This window comes from Natrinema gari JCM 14663, assembly GCF_000337175.1.
Lineage (GTDB): Archaea > Halobacteriota > Halobacteria > Halobacteriales > Natrialbaceae > Natrinema > Natrinema gari.
On record NZ_AOIJ01000051.1, the window covers coordinates 154,040 to 169,896 of the forward strand.

The window sequence follows — 15,857 nt, forward strand, 5'->3', positions numbered from 1 at the left end:
AGGATCGTGACTACCAGTCGCGCCGTCGTAACCGATCTATGCCCCCGACCGACGATTCGTCGCGACGCGACGCCGATTTCGTCACGACGTTCGATCCTGCGGACGAGCGGCCGAGTAATGCCGTCGTCACCGCGGTCGCTGTGGTTCGCGATGTGCCGCCGATCGAGCTTTCTCCCCTCTACGACGCCGTCGATCCGGACGCGCTCGACGCCATCGTCGAGCACGCCCAGCGAGTCGGCAACGGCGGCACCCACTGGGTGTGGTTCACCTACGAGGGAGTCGATGTCGGCGTCCGGAGCGACGGCGAGATTCGACTCCGAGACGTACCCTGACGGCCGCCCGAGACGACTGCGCCGATCGTTCGAGTCCGCCGCTCAGTCCTGCGCGTCGATAAACGACAGTACCGCCTCGGTGACCTCGGCGGCGTCTTCGATGAAGAACAGGTGTGAGCCGCCCTCGACGAGTTCGAGGCGGCTGTCCGCGATGTTCTCCTCGAGCAGCCGCGCGTTCTCGACGGGGACCACCCGGTCGTTCGTCCCGTGGAGGAGCAGCGTCGGGACGCGAAGCCCGTCGAGACGGTCGCTGATATCGAAGTTCCGAACGGCGGCGGCCTGGGCCTCGCGAGCCGGGTCGTCAGCGTCCTGTTCGAGTCGCCACTCGAGGATTCGATCCATCAGATGGGGGTTCCGGTTCGTGAACCGCTCGGTGAACGCGGGACGCATCCGATGGCGGAACGTCTCCCGCTGGCTGGCTCCGTCGGGCGTGTCGAACATGTGTGCCTGTGTCTCCTCGGGGACCGGCGCGGCATCGGGGCCACCGTGGCTCGTACAGCACAGCGTCAGCGACTTCGCCCGGGAGTACTCGAGCGCGTAACGCTGGGCGATCATCCCGCCCATGCTCGCGCCGACGACGTGGGCATCGTAGATCCCCACGTCGTCGAGGACGGCCTCGAGATCGGCCGCCAGCCCGCCGATCGAGTAGCCGGCCAGTTTGAGCAACACGAGCCCTCGAAGCGTCCCGGGGAGGCGGGCAACGAGCGGCGGGAGGCCGACATCCGAGCGGCCGGTTCCCCGGTTGTCGGGGGCGACCACGTCGTACTCGTCGGCGACGGCCTCGCGCTGCCAGCGCCACATCCACCGTCCGAACCCGAGCCCCTGTACGAAGACGACCGGCGACCGGCCCTCGCCGTCGCTTCGCTCGTACTCGTAATAGATCGACACGCCGTCTCTCGTCGCCTGTGGCATGCCCGACCCGACGTGTCGAACGCCCTTGAAATCGATCCTCCGACGGTCGGCTCGACGCCACTGGCGGGGGACTCCGATTTTCCCACCGCCGTGACGGCCGGCCCCCGACAGTACCGGCGACGGCCGGGACCGGTAGCGAGCCGGCGACCCCGGCGTCATTGATAAAGGGTGATTGGGATAATCAGCGCGTTTATCCCGCCGGAGTAAAATCGTCTTACCGATGCAGCGACTCCACGCCCGGTACCCGTTTCTTGAGGCGGCCCGCGAGTCCGTCGCGACGGAGGCGGTCGATCTTGCAACCGTCGTCGAGCAGGACCGGGCGGTCGTCGATCGCGCGCGCCAACGCGTTATTACCGCGCTCGAGGCGGGGTCGACCGGGGAATCACACCGCGACGCCCGCATCGAGTTGCTCTCCTACCCGGTCGCACGGGTGCTCGTTTCGATGATCGGCGAACGCGTGCTCGTCCGCAAGTACGCCCGCGCCGAGGCCGCGACGGCCTACGAGCGGTTCACCGCCGACATGACCGACACCACCGAACTGAAAAGCGTCGAATCGACGGGGCTCGCGCTCGAGGACCTGCTCGCCGAGTTCGACGTGGGCGAGGCCGTCCGCGAGTCGAGCGGCGACGGCTACCGGATCGACGTCGGCACCTATCTGCCGCTGGCGGCGGACCTGTGGGACGACGAGTGGCGGCTCGTCAACCAGCCGCTGGACGCGGGCGAGGTGCCCGTCGATGAGGACGACCTCCGTACGCTTCTGCGGGAGGCGATCCGGAGCCGCATCGAGGACGGGCTTCCCTTCGACGTCCCCGAGACGATCGCGGCCGGACTCGAGGACGACGCCGCCGAGATCCGCGAGGTGCTCGCCGACCTCGACCTCACCCAGGACATCGACACCGTCGTGCCGGACCTGTTCCCGCCCTGTATGAAGGCACTGCTCGATCAGATCCAGAAGGGCGAACACCTCTCCCATCACTCCCGCTTTGCGATCACTGCCTTCCTGACGAGCATCGGCATGACGACCGACGAGATCGTCGACCTCTACCGAGTCAACTCGTCGTTCGGCGAGGAGATGACTCGCTATCAGACCGACCACATCCGCGGGGACAGTTCGCCGACGGAGTACTCCGCGCCCTCCTGTGCGACCATGCAGTCCTACGGCGACTGCGTCAACAAGGACGACCTCTGTGAACGCATTCCACATCCGATGGCGTACTACGAACAGCGGATCGACGACGCCGACGACGAGGAACTCGAGGACTGGCGGGAAAACGAGACCGACGGCCAGTCCGCAAGCGGGGACTGAGGTCGTTTCGAAGGCGGAGCGTCGATTGGAGGCCGAGCAACGACCGAAAGCGTCGCGACGGGGTCAGGCCGTTCCCTGCGCGTCGCCGTTCTCGTCGTCGTTCGCGTCGAGATCGTCTTCGGGATCGTTCAGCGTGTAGGCCAGTCCGACGCCGACCGCGGTCATCAGGAAGATGAAGCCGACGATCACGCCGACGAGCATCTGCCCACCCGTGGGTGAGAGCGTACTGTTCTCGGCTCCGTAGGCGGACCCGATGGTGAGCATGGCTGCCAGCATCACGGCGACCGCACCGACGGCCACGCCGATTTCGATGACCTGTTCGCGTTCGACCATTGGCTACTCGCTTTCTTCGGCCCGGTGAAAAGCGCTTCGAAGGGGGCCTCGAGCGGCGACCGATCCGGACCGATCGCCGGCATAAACGCCGCCCTTGCGAGCGCAGGCGCGACCGTTAAGATTCCCGAGCCCCTACCTCTATCGAATAGCCAGCCGACTAGCGAGTTCCACCTTCGACGCATCCATGAAAACAACAGCGTCACCGAAAGCACCGCTGCCAGTGCCGTCTCCGGACCACCTCACGGAGCGATCGCGCCGCGCGCGCACCGAGCCGATGTCGGTGCGCCCGCTCGGCGACGGCCTCTACGAAGTCGAGTCCGCGAGCGACCACACCTATCTCGTCGATCTCGAGGCGGGGCGGTGCACCTGTCCGGATCACGTCTTCCGCGGGGTCCGGTGCAAGCACGTGCGCCGGGTCGCGATCGAGATCACGGACGGGCGTACCCCGCCACCGGGGGAGATCGCCGTCGCGTGTCACGACTGCGACGAGACGATGGTCGTCGACGAGGACGCGACCGGGCCGTTTTACTGCGCCGATCACGCGATCGCCCCGGGTGACGGCGTCATCGACCGCGAGACGGGCGACCGCCTCACCGTCGTCGACGTCTCGGACCTCCGGGCCGACGCCGTCGAACTCGAGGCGGCCGGCTGTACCGTCGCCGAGTACGGGACGAACGAAGGCTACGAGCCGGACGTTCCCGTCGTCGGCGCGGTCTACCACCACGCCACCGTCGCCAGCAACGGCGTCGTCCCCGCGTCGCTGAAGGTCTACGTCTTCCCGCGGACGCGGCTGCGACGAGCCACCGACTCGGCGTGAAAGTCGGGCCACGGACCGCTCGCGCTCGCCACGTGGCTCACTCGAGCAGCCCCGCGGCCTCGTCGACGTCCATGACGCCCTGTTCGACCGCGTTCAGGACGCGGACGATCTCCTCGTCCGGGCCGTCGTCGCCGTCGCCGACCGCCTCGAGCGTGACCTTCTCCGATCGGCCGGTAAACTCGGGGAAATCGGTGCCCTTCGCCAGCGCCGTCTCCTTCTTGACGCGGTAGTTGCCGCCGTCGGTGACGTAGAGGTCGCCGGGGTGGAAGAAGTACCAGTCCTCGCGGTCGAAGCGGACCCCGATTCGGGGTTTCGCGCCGAAGTTCCGTGCGAAAAACGTCAGCGCCTCGACCTCCTCGCCGGTGAGATAGATCGGGTCGCCTGAACTCGATTTCGCCTCGATCGCGTAGAAGCGCTCGCCGTCGCCGGCGAGCACGTCGGGGAGTTCGCGGTCGGTCGCGGATCCGCTCGCGGGCGCGCGCATCACCGCGAAGCCGGCCTCGTCGAGTTCGTTGACGAGTTCCCGCTCGCGACGGTCGCCCTTCGCCTGGGACATACCACCCTCTCACTGGCCGGCGATATTAAAGGATCGGACCCGATCCCGGGTGGCGATTACGGGACGGCGGTCGCGACGACCTCGACGAGCAACGACGTGGCGGCCTCCGGGTCCTCGATGTCGTACTGCAGTGCGATGTAGAGCAGCCCGAACTGGAGGGCGTTGAGCGTGGCGTGGGCGGCGATCGGAACGAAGAGGTTGTCCGTTTTGGCGTAGAGGAAGCCGAAGATGAGCGCGCCGCCGAAGACGACGACGATGGGGACCACGGTTGCGAGCCGCGACTCGGACAGCAGGGCGTACGACAGCAGATGGACGAGCGCGAAAATCGCGCTGGCGATGACGATCGCGTTCCTCCGGCTAAAGGCGTCGTAGAGCCGCTTTTGCACGACGTTCCGGAAGAGGAACTCCTCGGCCGGCGCGTTGAAAAAGAAGACGATGCCGATCATGATCAGCACCATCTGCGGGTCGTTATCGATGAGCGACATGACCTGGTTGTCGGCCGACGGCAGGGAAAGCGACTGGACGACGACGTTGACGAGGACGTAGAACGCGATGATACCGACGATACCGCCGACGACGTACAGCCACTCCCGCCTCGTCGGTGCCCGCAGGTCGACGTACGACCAGCCGCGATCGGTCGCGGCGAGATAGAGCCCGCCGGCGAGGGCGAACCCGAGGAAGTTCAGGCTCATATATACCGTTCGGGCGGTGATCGACGCCTCCGCTGGCGACTCGATCAGCAACGGGTCGAGCGCGATGGCCGGAAGCGTAGCCAGGTTCGCGGCGAGAAGGCCGAACGCCGTCAGTCCGACGGCGATGAGTGTCGATCGGAGCGGCCCGTCTTGGCGCTGCCGGTCGGATGTTTCCATGGACGCGGCTACGACCACCGTCCCCTTGGGCGTTCCTCTCTCGGAACCTGGTCGGCCGACGACTCCCGTCCGGACGGGGTCACTCCGCCGCCGCCGGCAGTTCGTCCTCGAACAACCGTGCCAACACCCGCTGCTGACCGATCCGCAAGTGTCGGTTGACCGTCGGTTGCGTCACGCCGAGCATCGCAGCGATCTCCTCGCCGGTGCTCTCTCGAGGCCAGTCGAAGAAGCCGGCGAAGTAGGCCGTCCGCAACACCTCGAGTTGCCGGTCCGTGAGGGCGTCGAACAGGGAGGCCACGAGTTCGCTTCCCGTTCCCGTCGGGCGCTCGACGTGGCTGCGAGCCTGCAGTTCGACGGTCGCGTACTGGTCCCGAAGCGTCTCGACGAACTCGCGAACGTCGGTTCCCGTCGGGACATCGACGGTCACCTCGATGCCGTCGTCGGTCGCGTGCATCGAGCGCGGACTGGCACCGTGACGGACCAGCCGCGAGGCGACGACATCGCCGGTGATCGTCGCCTCGAAGCGACAGTTACCGTCGGCCTCAGCGAGCAGCCGATAGTCAGTGACTGAAACGAGATCGTCGAGAATCGACCGCACGTCGTCGGCCGGAACGCCGCTCGTTTCGAAGAACAACAGCGTCTCGTCGGTCGAGTGTGAGCCGAGCCCCTCGTACTCGACGTGGGTCCCCGTGGTCGTCGCGATGCGAGAGAGCAGATCGTCCGCGCCCCCGATCCGGAGCGTGAGTTCGAGCAGCCGCTCGGCGTGGAGCGCCTCCCGCGTTTTCACCGCCGTAATCGCGTTCGCGATCCCCTCTCCGAGTTCCGTCAGTACCGTCCGCTCGAGGTCCCCGAACGCGTCGGGCTCGGCGGCGTACACCGTGAGAACGCCGTAGGTGTACTCCGCGTAGGACAGCGGGACGCTGATGACCGACTGGAACCCACAATCCAGAGCGTGTCGCCGCCAGCCCTCACCCTGGAGCCCCTCGACGGCGTTCGAGACGAGCGACGTCGTTTCCGTTCGGGCGGTCCGGACGGCGGGCTCCATCGACGCGTCGTACTCGAGGGACACGTCGTCCAAATACGTCTGTCGCTGTCCGGCCCAGGCGCGGGGTTCGAGTCGCGTGCTGCTGGGGTCGAGGGTCCCGATCCACGCGAACGCGATGTTGTCGGCCTCGAGCAGGCGGTCGGGAACGGTTCGCTCGATTTCGGCCCTGCTGTCGGCCCCGATGAGCAACTGATCGATCCGCCTGATGAGTTCCGTGCTCTCGATCTGGCGGTTGAGCCGCCGGTTTCGTTCCTCGAGTTCCGCTTCCCGCTCGCGGAGGCTGGCCTCGCTCTCGAGGCGGTCGAACGCGGCCTCGGTCGTGGCGACGAGCGTCTCGATCAGTCGCCGGGCGTCGGCGTCGATCGGGGTCTCGCCCGACGCGACCGCGAACACGCCGTGATCGCCGATCGGGACGACGGCTCCGCTCTCGACGGTCGAGCCGAAGACTCGTGACTGATCGAACGACATCGGATCGTCGACCACGGTTCCAGTTCCCGTCACGTAGGCGTTCCAAAGGACGGAGTCGCCGTCGCCGACGGCGACCGACGGCGGGCCGTCACAGAGCGTCTCGAACCCGTCCGTGTAGACGACTGGCTCGAGCTGGTTCACGTCGGAATCAAGCCGATAGACGGCCACGCCAGCGGCGTCGAGGATCTCCGCCGCGGTGTCGACGACCAGCTCCGCGATCTCCGCGTCGGTCTCGGTCCCGAGCAGATCGCGGGCGGCGCTGTGGAGCGACTCGAGTGCCAGTTCGCGTTCCTTGTGCGCAGTGATGTCCTGAATCGTCCCGCGGACGCCGACGATGTCGTCGGACTGGCGGCCGCCGCCGGACCGGCGTCCGTCCGTGCGGACGGGTTCGCCGATCGACCGAACCCACCGTTCGTTCCCCTCGACTGTCTGCATGCGGTGTTCGATCTCGTAGCTCTCGCCGTCCTCGAGCGCCGCGTCGACGGTATCGAGGACGGCGGGTCGATCCTCCGGATGCGGGAACGAGGACGCCAGGTCTGAATCGAGTGTCACGTCGGCCGGGAGTTCGTACAGGCGACGCAGCCCATCGGTGAAGGTCACCTCCCGCGAGTCCCCGCTGACATCGAGTTCCCAGCCGCCGATGCCGGCGAGGCGTTCGGCCTGTTTGAGCAGTTCCGTCGTTCGCTCGAGGTCACGTTCGCGCTCCTTGCGCTCGGTGATATCACGGACGACGCCTGCAGTCCCGGCGAACTCGCCGTCGGGCATCGGCAACAGCGCCATGTGGTTTTCGATATCGATCTGTTCGTCATCGGCCGTCTCGAGGACGACCTCGACCGTTCGAGAGGGTTCGTCGAACCGCAGCAGTTCCCGAATCATGTCCCGTGCCCGCTCGATGTCGTCCGATGGAATGATCGCCGCGGCGTGTTCGCCGATCAGGTCCTCGGGGTCGTAGCCGAGTATCGGCTTGGCGGCGTCGTTCAGGAAGGTGAACCGCCCCTCCGCGTCGAGCGTGTACACCAGTTCATCCAGCGCCTGAATGATCGTCTCGAAGCGCTCGAGGTCACGTTCGCGCTCCTTGCGCTCGGTAATGTCACGGACGACGCCTGCAGTCCCGGCGAACTCGCCGTCGGGCATCGGCAACAGCGCCATGTGGTTCTCCGTATCGATCTCGTCGCCGTCGGCGGTCTCGAGTTTCATCTCGAACGTCCGAGCGGGGTCGCCGGCGCGCAGCAACTCACGGATCCGGTCGCGAGCCGTCTCGAGGTCGTCCTCGGCCATCACGGTCGAGACGTGCTCGCCGATCAGGTCCTCAGGATCGTAGCCGGTGATCGACGTGAGAGCGTCGTTCAGGAAGGTAAACCGCCCTTCCGCGTCGAGCGTGTACACCAGTTCGTCCAGCGCCTGAATGATCGTCTCGGACCGCTCGAGTTCGCGTTCACGCTCCTTGCGCTCGGTGATGTCCTGAAACGAGCCCCGGAGCTTGACGATTTCGCCGTCGTCGGACCCCGACCGACAGTCGGCGGGGTGTGGGGTCTCGTCGTCGTCTCGGATGGGTTCACCGATCGTCCGAACCCACCGCTGCTCCCCGTCGTCCGTGACCAGACGGACTTCGAGATCGTACGGCTCGCCGTCCTCGATCGCACGCTCGACCGCCCCCTCGATCAACGGCCGGTCCGCCGGGTGATAGAACTCGAAGGCCCGATCCAGACCGATCTCCGCGTCGGGCGGGAGGCCGTGAATCCGGTTGACCTCGTCGGTCCACCGGGGGTCAGGCGGCTCCTCGGTAACATCGAGTTCCCAGGCCCCGACGTTGGCCAGCCGCTGGGACTGTTCGAGCATGTGCATGGTCCGCTCGAGGCGCGTTTCGCGCTCGCGGAGTCGCCGCTCCGTTGCCTTGCGGTCAGTGATGTCCCGGCCGATTCCGACTTCGACCGCGTTGCCGTCGGGATCCTCGAGCACCGAGGCGACGAACTCGTACGGTATCGATTCGCCGGATTTCGTTTGCAACGCCGCTTCGACGTGTGTATCGCCCGTCTCGAAGGCGTCCTCGATCGAGTCGCGGATCACGGCCCGATTCGCCTCGTCGAAGAAGTCCAGCGCGTGTCTCTCGCTGATCTCGGCGTCCGAGTAGCCCGAAACCTCGACCAGTGTTTCGTTCCAGCGCCGGAAGTTCCCGTCCTCGTCGAGGATGTAGAACACGTCGTCTAACGCGTCGATGATGTCGTTCATGAACGCCTCGTGGCGCTCGAGGCGCTGCTCTTTGGCCGTTCGCTCGCTGATGTCGCGACCGATGCCGGCGATGACTTCGGTGCCGTCCGGATCGGCGAGCGGTGAGGCGACGAACTCGTACGGTATCGATTCGCCGGATTTCGTTCGTAACGCCACCTCGACGCGCGCATCGCCCGTCTCAAGGACGTCCTCGATCGCGGTTGAGACCAGGTCGTGAGCCGCTTCGTCGAAGAAGTCGAGCGCGTGCATCTCGCCGATTTCGGCGTCTGAGTAGCCCGAGACCTCGCCCAGCGCCTCGTTCCAGCGCTGTACCCGGCCGTCCTCGTCGAGCAGGTAGACGACATCGGTGACGGCATCGAGCATATCGTCGGTGAACGCACGGGTCTGCTCGAGGCGGCGGTCGCGGTTGCGGGCCACGGTCGCGAGGTCGTCGACGGCTTCCGAGAGCCGTCCGACCTCGTCGTCCCGGTCGACGGTAAACTCGATCGGCTCATCGCTGGTCGCGTCCTCAGCATCGGTTTCGTCGCCGGCCGACGCGGCTGCATCGCCGTCGAGACGCGAGACGAATCGACGGAGATCGGCGGTCAGTCGTTCGATATCGGTCGATCGATCGGTACCGCTGCGCGCGGCGAGTCCGACGACGACCAGCCCGGGTTCCGGCCCCAATCCCTGTCCGAAGGTCGTGATGTCGGAGACCGCCATTCCGAGACCGACAGCGCCCAGCACGACGACCGCCCCGAGTAGCGGTGCGATCGGCTTCCGTGTGGCACCGTCGAGCGTTCCAGTGTGTACCGCGGCGACGACCATGCCCCTTCTATGGGACGACTGACAATGATACGCGCGGTTGATTCCATCCCGCGATACCCGTCTTTCTAGTACGGTTCATCGCGAGCGGTCGACCGCCGAACCGCGACACCCATCACAACGGTATTTGAGCCGCTCGGCCCGTAAACGACGTGATCTGAGCCGTTCGATCCCCGTGGCTCGTCGCGACACTATACACGTAGTGTCGCGCTCGACGCGAAATAACGTGTATAACGGGCAGGCCGATACCGATGGCTCACGTCCCTTCAATCGAGATGACCGGTACGACACTTGATTACCACAGCGATTCGATCAGCCTGCGCGTCGTCGAGGCGCTCGCGGACACGACCAACACCGATGCACACGAACTCGAGCCGCTGTACAACGTCGTCGACCCCGAGGCGCTCGATCAACTCTTCCGGTCCGGTTCGGCCGCGGATATCAACGTCGAGTTCGAATACTACGGCGTGCTCGTCGAGGTTCGAAGTGACGGGACCGTCACGGTCGATGAGCGGAGCCACGACAGTGGCGGCGACACCGGCCCGTCACGATGACCACTGGGAGCAACGAGCGACGACCGTCCGTCCGCACACGTCGTTACGAGCGGGGACGGGACACCCGATCGGAGACCAATCGGCGGTGTTTTCCATGGTAGCGCCAACAACAGTCCCCACGGAGCCAACCGTTCGAACGCGACCGACGCGGGTGACCGTCCTGGTCGTCGGCGAGGAAACGGTCCAGGACCGCGTCAAGCGTGCGTTCACCGACGAGGGAACCGAAACCACCGTCGAAACAGCCGCCACGCTCGCGGACGCCGTCACGGAACTCGAGACCGACGGCATCGACTTCCTCGTCGTCCCACTGCCACGAACGGCGGCGAGTGCGGACACAGCAGGGGAGGCCGAAACAGCCATCGAAACGCTGGATACCCACCTCGAGACGGTCAGGTCCGCCACGCCGGACCTGCCGATCATGGTTCTCGCAGCCGAACGGACGCCCGCCCTCGCGGAGACGGTCCGGTCATACGACTGGACCGCCGTGATCGAACGGGACGAGACGCGCACGCGACTCGCCGACCGCGTCCACGACCTCCTCGAGCGCCACCGGCTGACGGCTCTCTCGCGGCGGTCGCTGGCGAGCATCGAGTTCGCCGGGGACGCCATCGCCATCGTCGACTCCGGCGAGATCCAGTTCGCGAGCCGCGCCTTCGCGATGCAGTTTGGCTACGAGCACGACGCCATCGCTGGCACGCCCTGGCAGGAGCTGTTCACCGACGACGCCGTCTGCCATCTCGAATCGGCCGCGATTCCGACCGTTACGGAGGGATGGCGGTGGACCGGCAGCTGTACCGGCCGGCGAAAAACAGGACCGACGTTCGCGGCACGGGTTCGCCTCGGCGGACTCGAGGACGGAAGCTTGGTGTTTGTCGTCAAGCCGATCGACGAGTGAGGACCAGCGAACGACAAGTCCCGAAAAGAAGACACCGGCGTGACCGATTTCTACCCCGATAACGGTCCACAATAGCGGAGATTGAAACCCACAACTTTGTGAATAGAGCAGCGGGAAATTACAATTCAGATTACAGTTTATGAATACAACGTTGATCTCGCCGATCGATAGTGCGGCTTTCGCGTTCTATTCCGAGAGGAAATATCGACCTAAATAGTTAGCGCAAAGAAATAAAAAATAGTTACTATTATTAGTGGACGCAATGTCAAACAGCAATCGTCGAACGGTCCTGAAGAACATAGCTGCAGGTGCCACAATGACTACCCTCGCAGCCGGGTCAGTGTCAGCAGGCAAAACAATTACCGCGAACGTCGAAACGGAGGGCAGAAACGAGCAGCCCGACCGCTACGACTCGTTCGATATCGACGTGGTAACGTCGGCCGTTGATCTCCACGATGTGGGAGCGGCCAATACGCACAGCGGCAAAGTCAGACCAAACGAACAGAACAAACACGGCACGTACGACGTCGCAGTCGGAGATCAACTTTCCGTGCAGACGTTCTACAATCCCTCGAAAGAGGACCTTCGGATCGAAATGGGCAATACTGGAACGTTTGTCGACGACGGTGATACTGTCACGTTCACTGTTGAGAGCGGGAGCGGTACCGTGCCCGTAACAGTCGTTGCTCCGTCTACCAACGATCAGGTCGTCAGTTACGACATTGCGGTCGATTCCCCATAAATACGGTTGTTCCGCTGGGAATCGTGTCGACGGGTACGATCCCAACCGTATCTTCTGATTGGTTTTTTTCTGGTTCGATGTTGGCGGGACGTAAACCGTTACTACTCGACCACCCGATTCGGACGGCTAGCTATCGTTTCTACGTCCCGTGATCCCAGGCGCTCATGTACTCGCGTTGGGTTTCGGTCAGCGAATCGAAGTCGACGCCCTCGGCCTCGAGTTTGATCTCGGCGATCTCCTTGTCGAGTTCGTCGGGGACATCGTAGACGCCGGCATCGTACTCGTCGCCGTTCTCGAGCATCTCGCGCACACAGACGGCCTGAATACCGAACGACTGGTCCATGACCTCGACCGGGTGGCCCAGCGAGACGGGCGCGGCGAGGTTGACCAGACGACCCTCGGCGATCACGTTCAGCGTGCGACCGTCGTCCAGTTCGTAGGCCTCGACGCCGTCGCGGGCCTCGTAGCGGTCGACCGCAAGATCGTCTAACGCCTCGAGGTCGATCTCGATGTCGAAGTGGCCGGCGTTGGCCAGCAGGACGCCGTCTCCCATCTTCTCGAAGTGCTCCTCGACGATGACGTCTCGGTTGCCCGTCGTCGTCAGGAAGACGTCGCCGACCGCGGCGGCCTCGGCCATCGGCATGACCTCGTAGCCCTCCATGTGGGCCTCGAGGGCGCGACGGGGCTCGACCTCGGTGACGATGACGTTGGCGTTCTGTCCGGCGGCTTTCTTCGCGACACCTTTGCCACAGTAGCCGTAGCCCGAGACGACGACGTTCTTGCCGGCCCACGAGAGGTTCGTGGTCATGGCGATCGACGCCAGCGAGGACTCGCCGGTGCCGTGGACGTTATCGAACAGCCGCTTCATCGGCGTGTCGTTGACCGCGAAGACGGGGTACTCGAGCGCGCCGTCGTCGTCCATCGCGCGCAGGCGGTGGACGCCCGTAGTGGTCTCCTCCGCGCCGCCGATGATGCCGTCGATCAGTTCGGGGTAGTCCTCGTGGATCGCGGCGACGAGATCCATCCCGTCGTCGACGGTGATCGTCGGCTCGTGGGCGATAACGGCCTCGATCGCAGCGTAGTACTCGTCGTCGTCGACGCCGCGTTTGGCGTAGCTGGTGATGTTCTCGTGGGTGTCGAGCGCCGCCGACACGTCGTCGTGGGTCGAGAGCGGGTTACAGCCGGTGACGGCGACCTCCGCACCGCCCTCCGCGAGCGTCTCGACGAGCATCGCCGTCTTGGCCTCGACGTGCATCGCCATGCCGATCCGCTCGCCCGCGAAGGGCTGATTCGCGACGAACTCCTCGCGAACGCGCTCGAGGATCGGCATGTGTTGGGCGGCCCAGTCCATCTTCCGGCGTCCCTCCTCGCGAGCGGACTCGAGGTCGTCCAGTTGCTCGCTGATCGGTGGATACTCGGTCTCGGTCATGGGTTGACTGAGTGCGAGCGGGGCAAAAACGCTACCGAAGCGCTCGCGTCACGGCGAGAGCGAAACTGGGCAAGAAGCAGAATCGAATCCGCGCCGGTCGCTGGCGCGGGCGTCGGCCGGCTGCCGATCGCCGCGCGCGACCGTGTCCCGACGCCGTCGAAGACCGTGCCTCTGACAACCCGGTGTCGTCGAACGGCGTCTCTCGGACGCGGATCGAATCCGGTCGGACCGGATCAGGTGCGGTCGCCGTTACTTCGGTCCGGCGTGAGACGGCGGACCGCCGCCGCCGTTTCCGTTAGTGTCGTCGCTGTCGTCGGTATCGTCCGCATCGTCGTCGCTGTCGTCGGCATCATCCGCGTCCTCGTCGCTGTCGTCAGCATCGTCCGCGTCCTCATCGCCGGACTGTCCAGCATGCTCGGGCGGACCCCGTTCGTCATCGCTCGACGGGCCGGCGTGTTCGGGCGGTCCTCGTTCGTCATCGTCGTCCTCGGCCTCGTCGTCGCCGTCAGCATCGCTTGGCGGACCGGCATGGGTCGGCGGACCAGCGTGGTCGGGCGCGTTACCCGGGTTGTTCGCAACGACGAAGCTCGCGACGGAGAGACCGGTCGGGCCGTCGGACTCGTTGTCGGCGTTCTCGGCGAACTCCGAAACGAGCGAGCCGAAGTTCGATACCTCGGTCTCGTTGTCCTCAGTCTCGTTGTCCTCAAGGTCGTCTTCGGTCTCGTTGTCCTCAAGGTCGTCTTCGGTCTCGTTGTCCTCAAGGTCGTCTTCGGTCTCGTTGTCCTCAAGATCGTCTTCGGTCTCGTTGTCCTCAAGGTCGTCCTCGGTCTCGTTGTCGTCGAGAGTATCGTCGGTTTCGTTCGCGTCGGCCGTGACGAGAAGGTGCTCGCCATCGCCGTCCATCTCGGGGACGCCATCGCCCGTCTGCGCTGCCGCCGTTCCCAGCGGTGCGATCACGGACAGGGCCATCATGGCGATCAATGCCATCGTGAGTAGTCGGTGGTGCTTCATCCGAGCGGAACATTCCCGGATTCCTGAATAAACCCCCACGGACGTTCTCGTCGTTTCCGCACCGAGATAACGCTTCGAGAATTGTTTTGAGTGTTTATAAACTGCTTTGAGCGTTTATCTCAGCGTCGTTTCGCTCGTCGAATCGGCCGGGTCGACTACGCGTCGGCCCGCTCTGCCACCGCTTCCGCCGCCTCGAGCGCCCGCTCTCGGACCGCCGCCGCCTCGAGCGTCAGGACCTCGCGGTCACGCATGAGCACGCGGCCGTCGCAAACGGTGTGGCGAACGTCGGCCGCCGCGGCCGCATAGGCGAGGTGACTCACGAGGTCGTGTGGCGGCGTCAGGTGGGGTTGCTCGAGGTCGATCACCGCCAGATCGGCCGGCGCACCCTCCTCGAGCCGCCCGGACTCGAAGCCGACGGCATCGGCGCTGCCCCGCGTCATCATCTCGACAACCGCCTCCGCGGGCACTGCGCTGGCGTCGTCGGCGGCGAGTTTGCCCAGCATGGCCGCGTCGCGAGCCTCGTCGAGCATGGAGAGATCGTTGTTCGAGGCCGCGCCGTCGGTGCCGAGTCCGACGGTGACACCCGCCTCGCGCAGCCGCTCGACCGGCGCCATCCCGCTGGCGAGTTTCATGTTCGAGGCGGGACAGTGAATCACGCCGGTGCCGACCTCGGCGAGGAGGTCGATCTCGGTCTCGTCGACGTGCACGCCGTGTGCGACGAAGTCCTCTGGCTCGAGGAGGCCGCGGTCGGCGGCGTACTCGAGCGGCCGGACGCCGTGCTCGTCGACGATCGGCGCGACCTCGTCGGCGGTCTCGTTGGCGTGGTAGTGGATCGGAACGCCCGCCTCCCGCGCTTTGGGAACGAATTCGTCCAGGTACTCGCTGCCGACGGTCGTCAGCGAGTGGGGCATAAACGCCGTCGAGATCCGCCCGTCGGCCGCGCCGTCGTACTCGCGGGCGATCTCGAGACCCGTAGCCGCGTCCTCGCGAGCGGTCTCGCCGTCCTTGCCGATGGTGACGATACCGTGCCCGAGCCGGGCCCGGAGCCCGGCGGTTTCGACCGCGGCGGCGACTTCGGGGACCTGGAAGTACATGTCGGCGAACGCAGTGACGCCCGATCTGATCAGTTCGAGCAGGCCCAGCTCGGCACCGGCGCGGATATCCGCGGCCGTCAGTTCCCCCTCGGCGGGCCAGATGTCCTCACGGAGCCACGTCTCGAGGGGCTTGTCGTCGGCGTACCCGCGCAGGAGCGTCATGGCGACGTGACAGTGGCCATTGACGAACCCCGGTGTGACGAGCGAGTCCGCGGCGTCGAGCGTGTCGTCGGCCTCGCCTGCGAGATCGGGGCCGATCTCGCGGATGTCGCCGCTGTCCTGATCGATCAGTACGTCCGCGGCCGTCACCGTCAGGTCGGGCCGGAGCACCCGCCCGTCGGCGATCGCAAGCGTCGTCATTAGCTCGGAGTTCTCCTCGGGCCGCCTTATACTGTCGATCCGCCGACGGGCGTCCCGAGACGAGTCGCCGGGTTTATGCGTTCTTTCGAAGACGTGTCGAT

At 65.5% G+C, this 15,857-nt stretch carries 14 protein-coding genes; 6 read left to right on the plus strand and 8 right to left on the minus strand.

Annotated elements, in window-relative coordinates:
* Positions 1-38: 38 nt before the first annotated feature.
* Positions 39-332: a HalOD1 output domain-containing protein gene (locus tag C486_RS10535; RefSeq protein WP_008455912.1), complete on the plus strand. Its 294-nt coding sequence runs from the start codon at positions 39-41 to the stop codon at positions 330-332.
* A 42-nt stretch (positions 333-374) separates the two neighbouring features.
* Here the strand turns inward: C486_RS10535 and C486_RS10540 are convergent, their stop codons facing one another.
* On the minus strand, positions 375-1,244 hold the full coding sequence (locus C486_RS10540) for an alpha/beta fold hydrolase (RefSeq protein ID WP_008455913.1): 870 nt from the start codon (positions 1,242-1,244) through the stop codon (positions 375-377).
* Positions 1,245-1,464: 220 nt separating this feature from the next.
* Here C486_RS10540 and priL point away from each other — a divergent pair, with 220 nt between their 5' ends.
* Positions 1,465-2,550 carry a DNA primase regulatory subunit PriL gene (gene priL, locus C486_RS10545; RefSeq protein WP_008455914.1) on the plus strand — a complete coding sequence of 362 codons (1,086 nt, stop codon included), beginning with the start codon at positions 1,465-1,467 and terminating at the stop codon, positions 2,548-2,550.
* Between the two features lie 63 nt (positions 2,551-2,613).
* On the opposite strand, the gene C486_RS10550 is transcribed toward priL, so the two are convergent.
* Positions 2,614-2,883, minus strand: a complete 270-nt coding sequence (locus C486_RS10550) for a DUF7472 family protein (protein WP_008455915.1) — start codon at positions 2,881-2,883, stop codon at positions 2,614-2,616.
* Positions 2,884-3,067: 184 nt separating this feature from the next.
* On the opposite strand from C486_RS10550, the gene C486_RS10555 reads away from it, so the two are divergent.
* Positions 3,068-3,700 (plus strand): SWIM zinc finger family protein, encoded by a 633-nt coding sequence (locus tag C486_RS10555; protein WP_049910419.1) that lies wholly within the window; start codon positions 3,068-3,070, stop codon positions 3,698-3,700.
* 37 nt (positions 3,701-3,737) lie between these two features.
* On the opposite strand, the gene hjc is transcribed toward C486_RS10555, so the two are convergent.
* The 3 genes from hjc to C486_RS10570 all read right to left on the minus strand — a co-directional run bounded on the left by hjc (position 3,738) and on the right by C486_RS10570 (position 9,674).
* On the minus strand, positions 3,738-4,256 hold the full coding sequence (hjc, locus tag C486_RS10560) for a Holliday junction resolvase Hjc (protein ID WP_008455917.1): 519 nt from the start codon (positions 4,254-4,256) through the stop codon (positions 3,738-3,740).
* 56 nt (positions 4,257-4,312) lie between these two features.
* A complete protein-coding gene (locus C486_RS10565; protein ID WP_008455918.1) occupies positions 4,313-5,125 on the minus strand; it encodes a CPBP family intramembrane glutamic endopeptidase in 813 nt (270 codons plus the stop codon).
* A gap of 79 nt (positions 5,126-5,204) precedes the next feature.
* Positions 5,205-9,674 (minus strand): PAS domain S-box protein, encoded by a 4,470-nt coding sequence (locus C486_RS10570; RefSeq protein ID WP_008455919.1) that lies wholly within the window; start codon positions 9,672-9,674, stop codon positions 5,205-5,207.
* Positions 9,675-9,946: 272 nt separating this feature from the next.
* Here C486_RS10570 and C486_RS10575 point away from each other — a divergent pair, with 272 nt between their 5' ends.
* The 3 genes from C486_RS10575 (at position 9,947) to C486_RS10585 (ending at position 11,862) form a co-directional block, all read left to right on the plus strand.
* Positions 9,947-10,225, plus strand: coding sequence for a HalOD1 output domain-containing protein (locus C486_RS10575; protein ID WP_049888478.1), 279 nt, complete (start codon positions 9,947-9,949; stop codon positions 10,223-10,225).
* Between the two features lie 94 nt (positions 10,226-10,319).
* Positions 10,320-11,120: a PAS domain-containing protein gene (locus C486_RS10580; protein WP_049910452.1), complete on the plus strand. Its 801-nt coding sequence runs from the start codon at positions 10,320-10,322 to the stop codon at positions 11,118-11,120.
* 262 nt (positions 11,121-11,382) lie between these two features.
* Entirely contained in the window at positions 11,383-11,862 is a 480-nt protein-coding gene (locus tag C486_RS10585) for a hypothetical protein (RefSeq protein WP_083866021.1), read from the plus strand.
* Between the two features lie 139 nt (positions 11,863-12,001).
* Here the strand turns inward: C486_RS10585 and C486_RS10590 are convergent, their stop codons facing one another.
* The 3 genes from C486_RS10590 to C486_RS10600 form a co-directional block, all read right to left on the minus strand.
* Positions 12,002-13,291, minus strand: a complete 1,290-nt coding sequence (locus C486_RS10590) for an adenosylhomocysteinase (RefSeq protein ID WP_008455927.1) — start codon at positions 13,289-13,291, stop codon at positions 12,002-12,004.
* A 249-nt stretch (positions 13,292-13,540) separates the two neighbouring features.
* Positions 13,541-14,302, minus strand: a complete 762-nt coding sequence (locus tag C486_RS10595; RefSeq protein ID WP_083866022.1) for a hypothetical protein — start codon at positions 14,300-14,302, stop codon at positions 13,541-13,543.
* 155 nt (positions 14,303-14,457) lie between these two features.
* Positions 14,458-15,756, minus strand: a complete 1,299-nt coding sequence (locus C486_RS10600) for an amidohydrolase (protein ID WP_008455931.1) — start codon at positions 15,754-15,756, stop codon at positions 14,458-14,460.
* Positions 15,757-15,857: the final 101 nt, after the last annotated feature.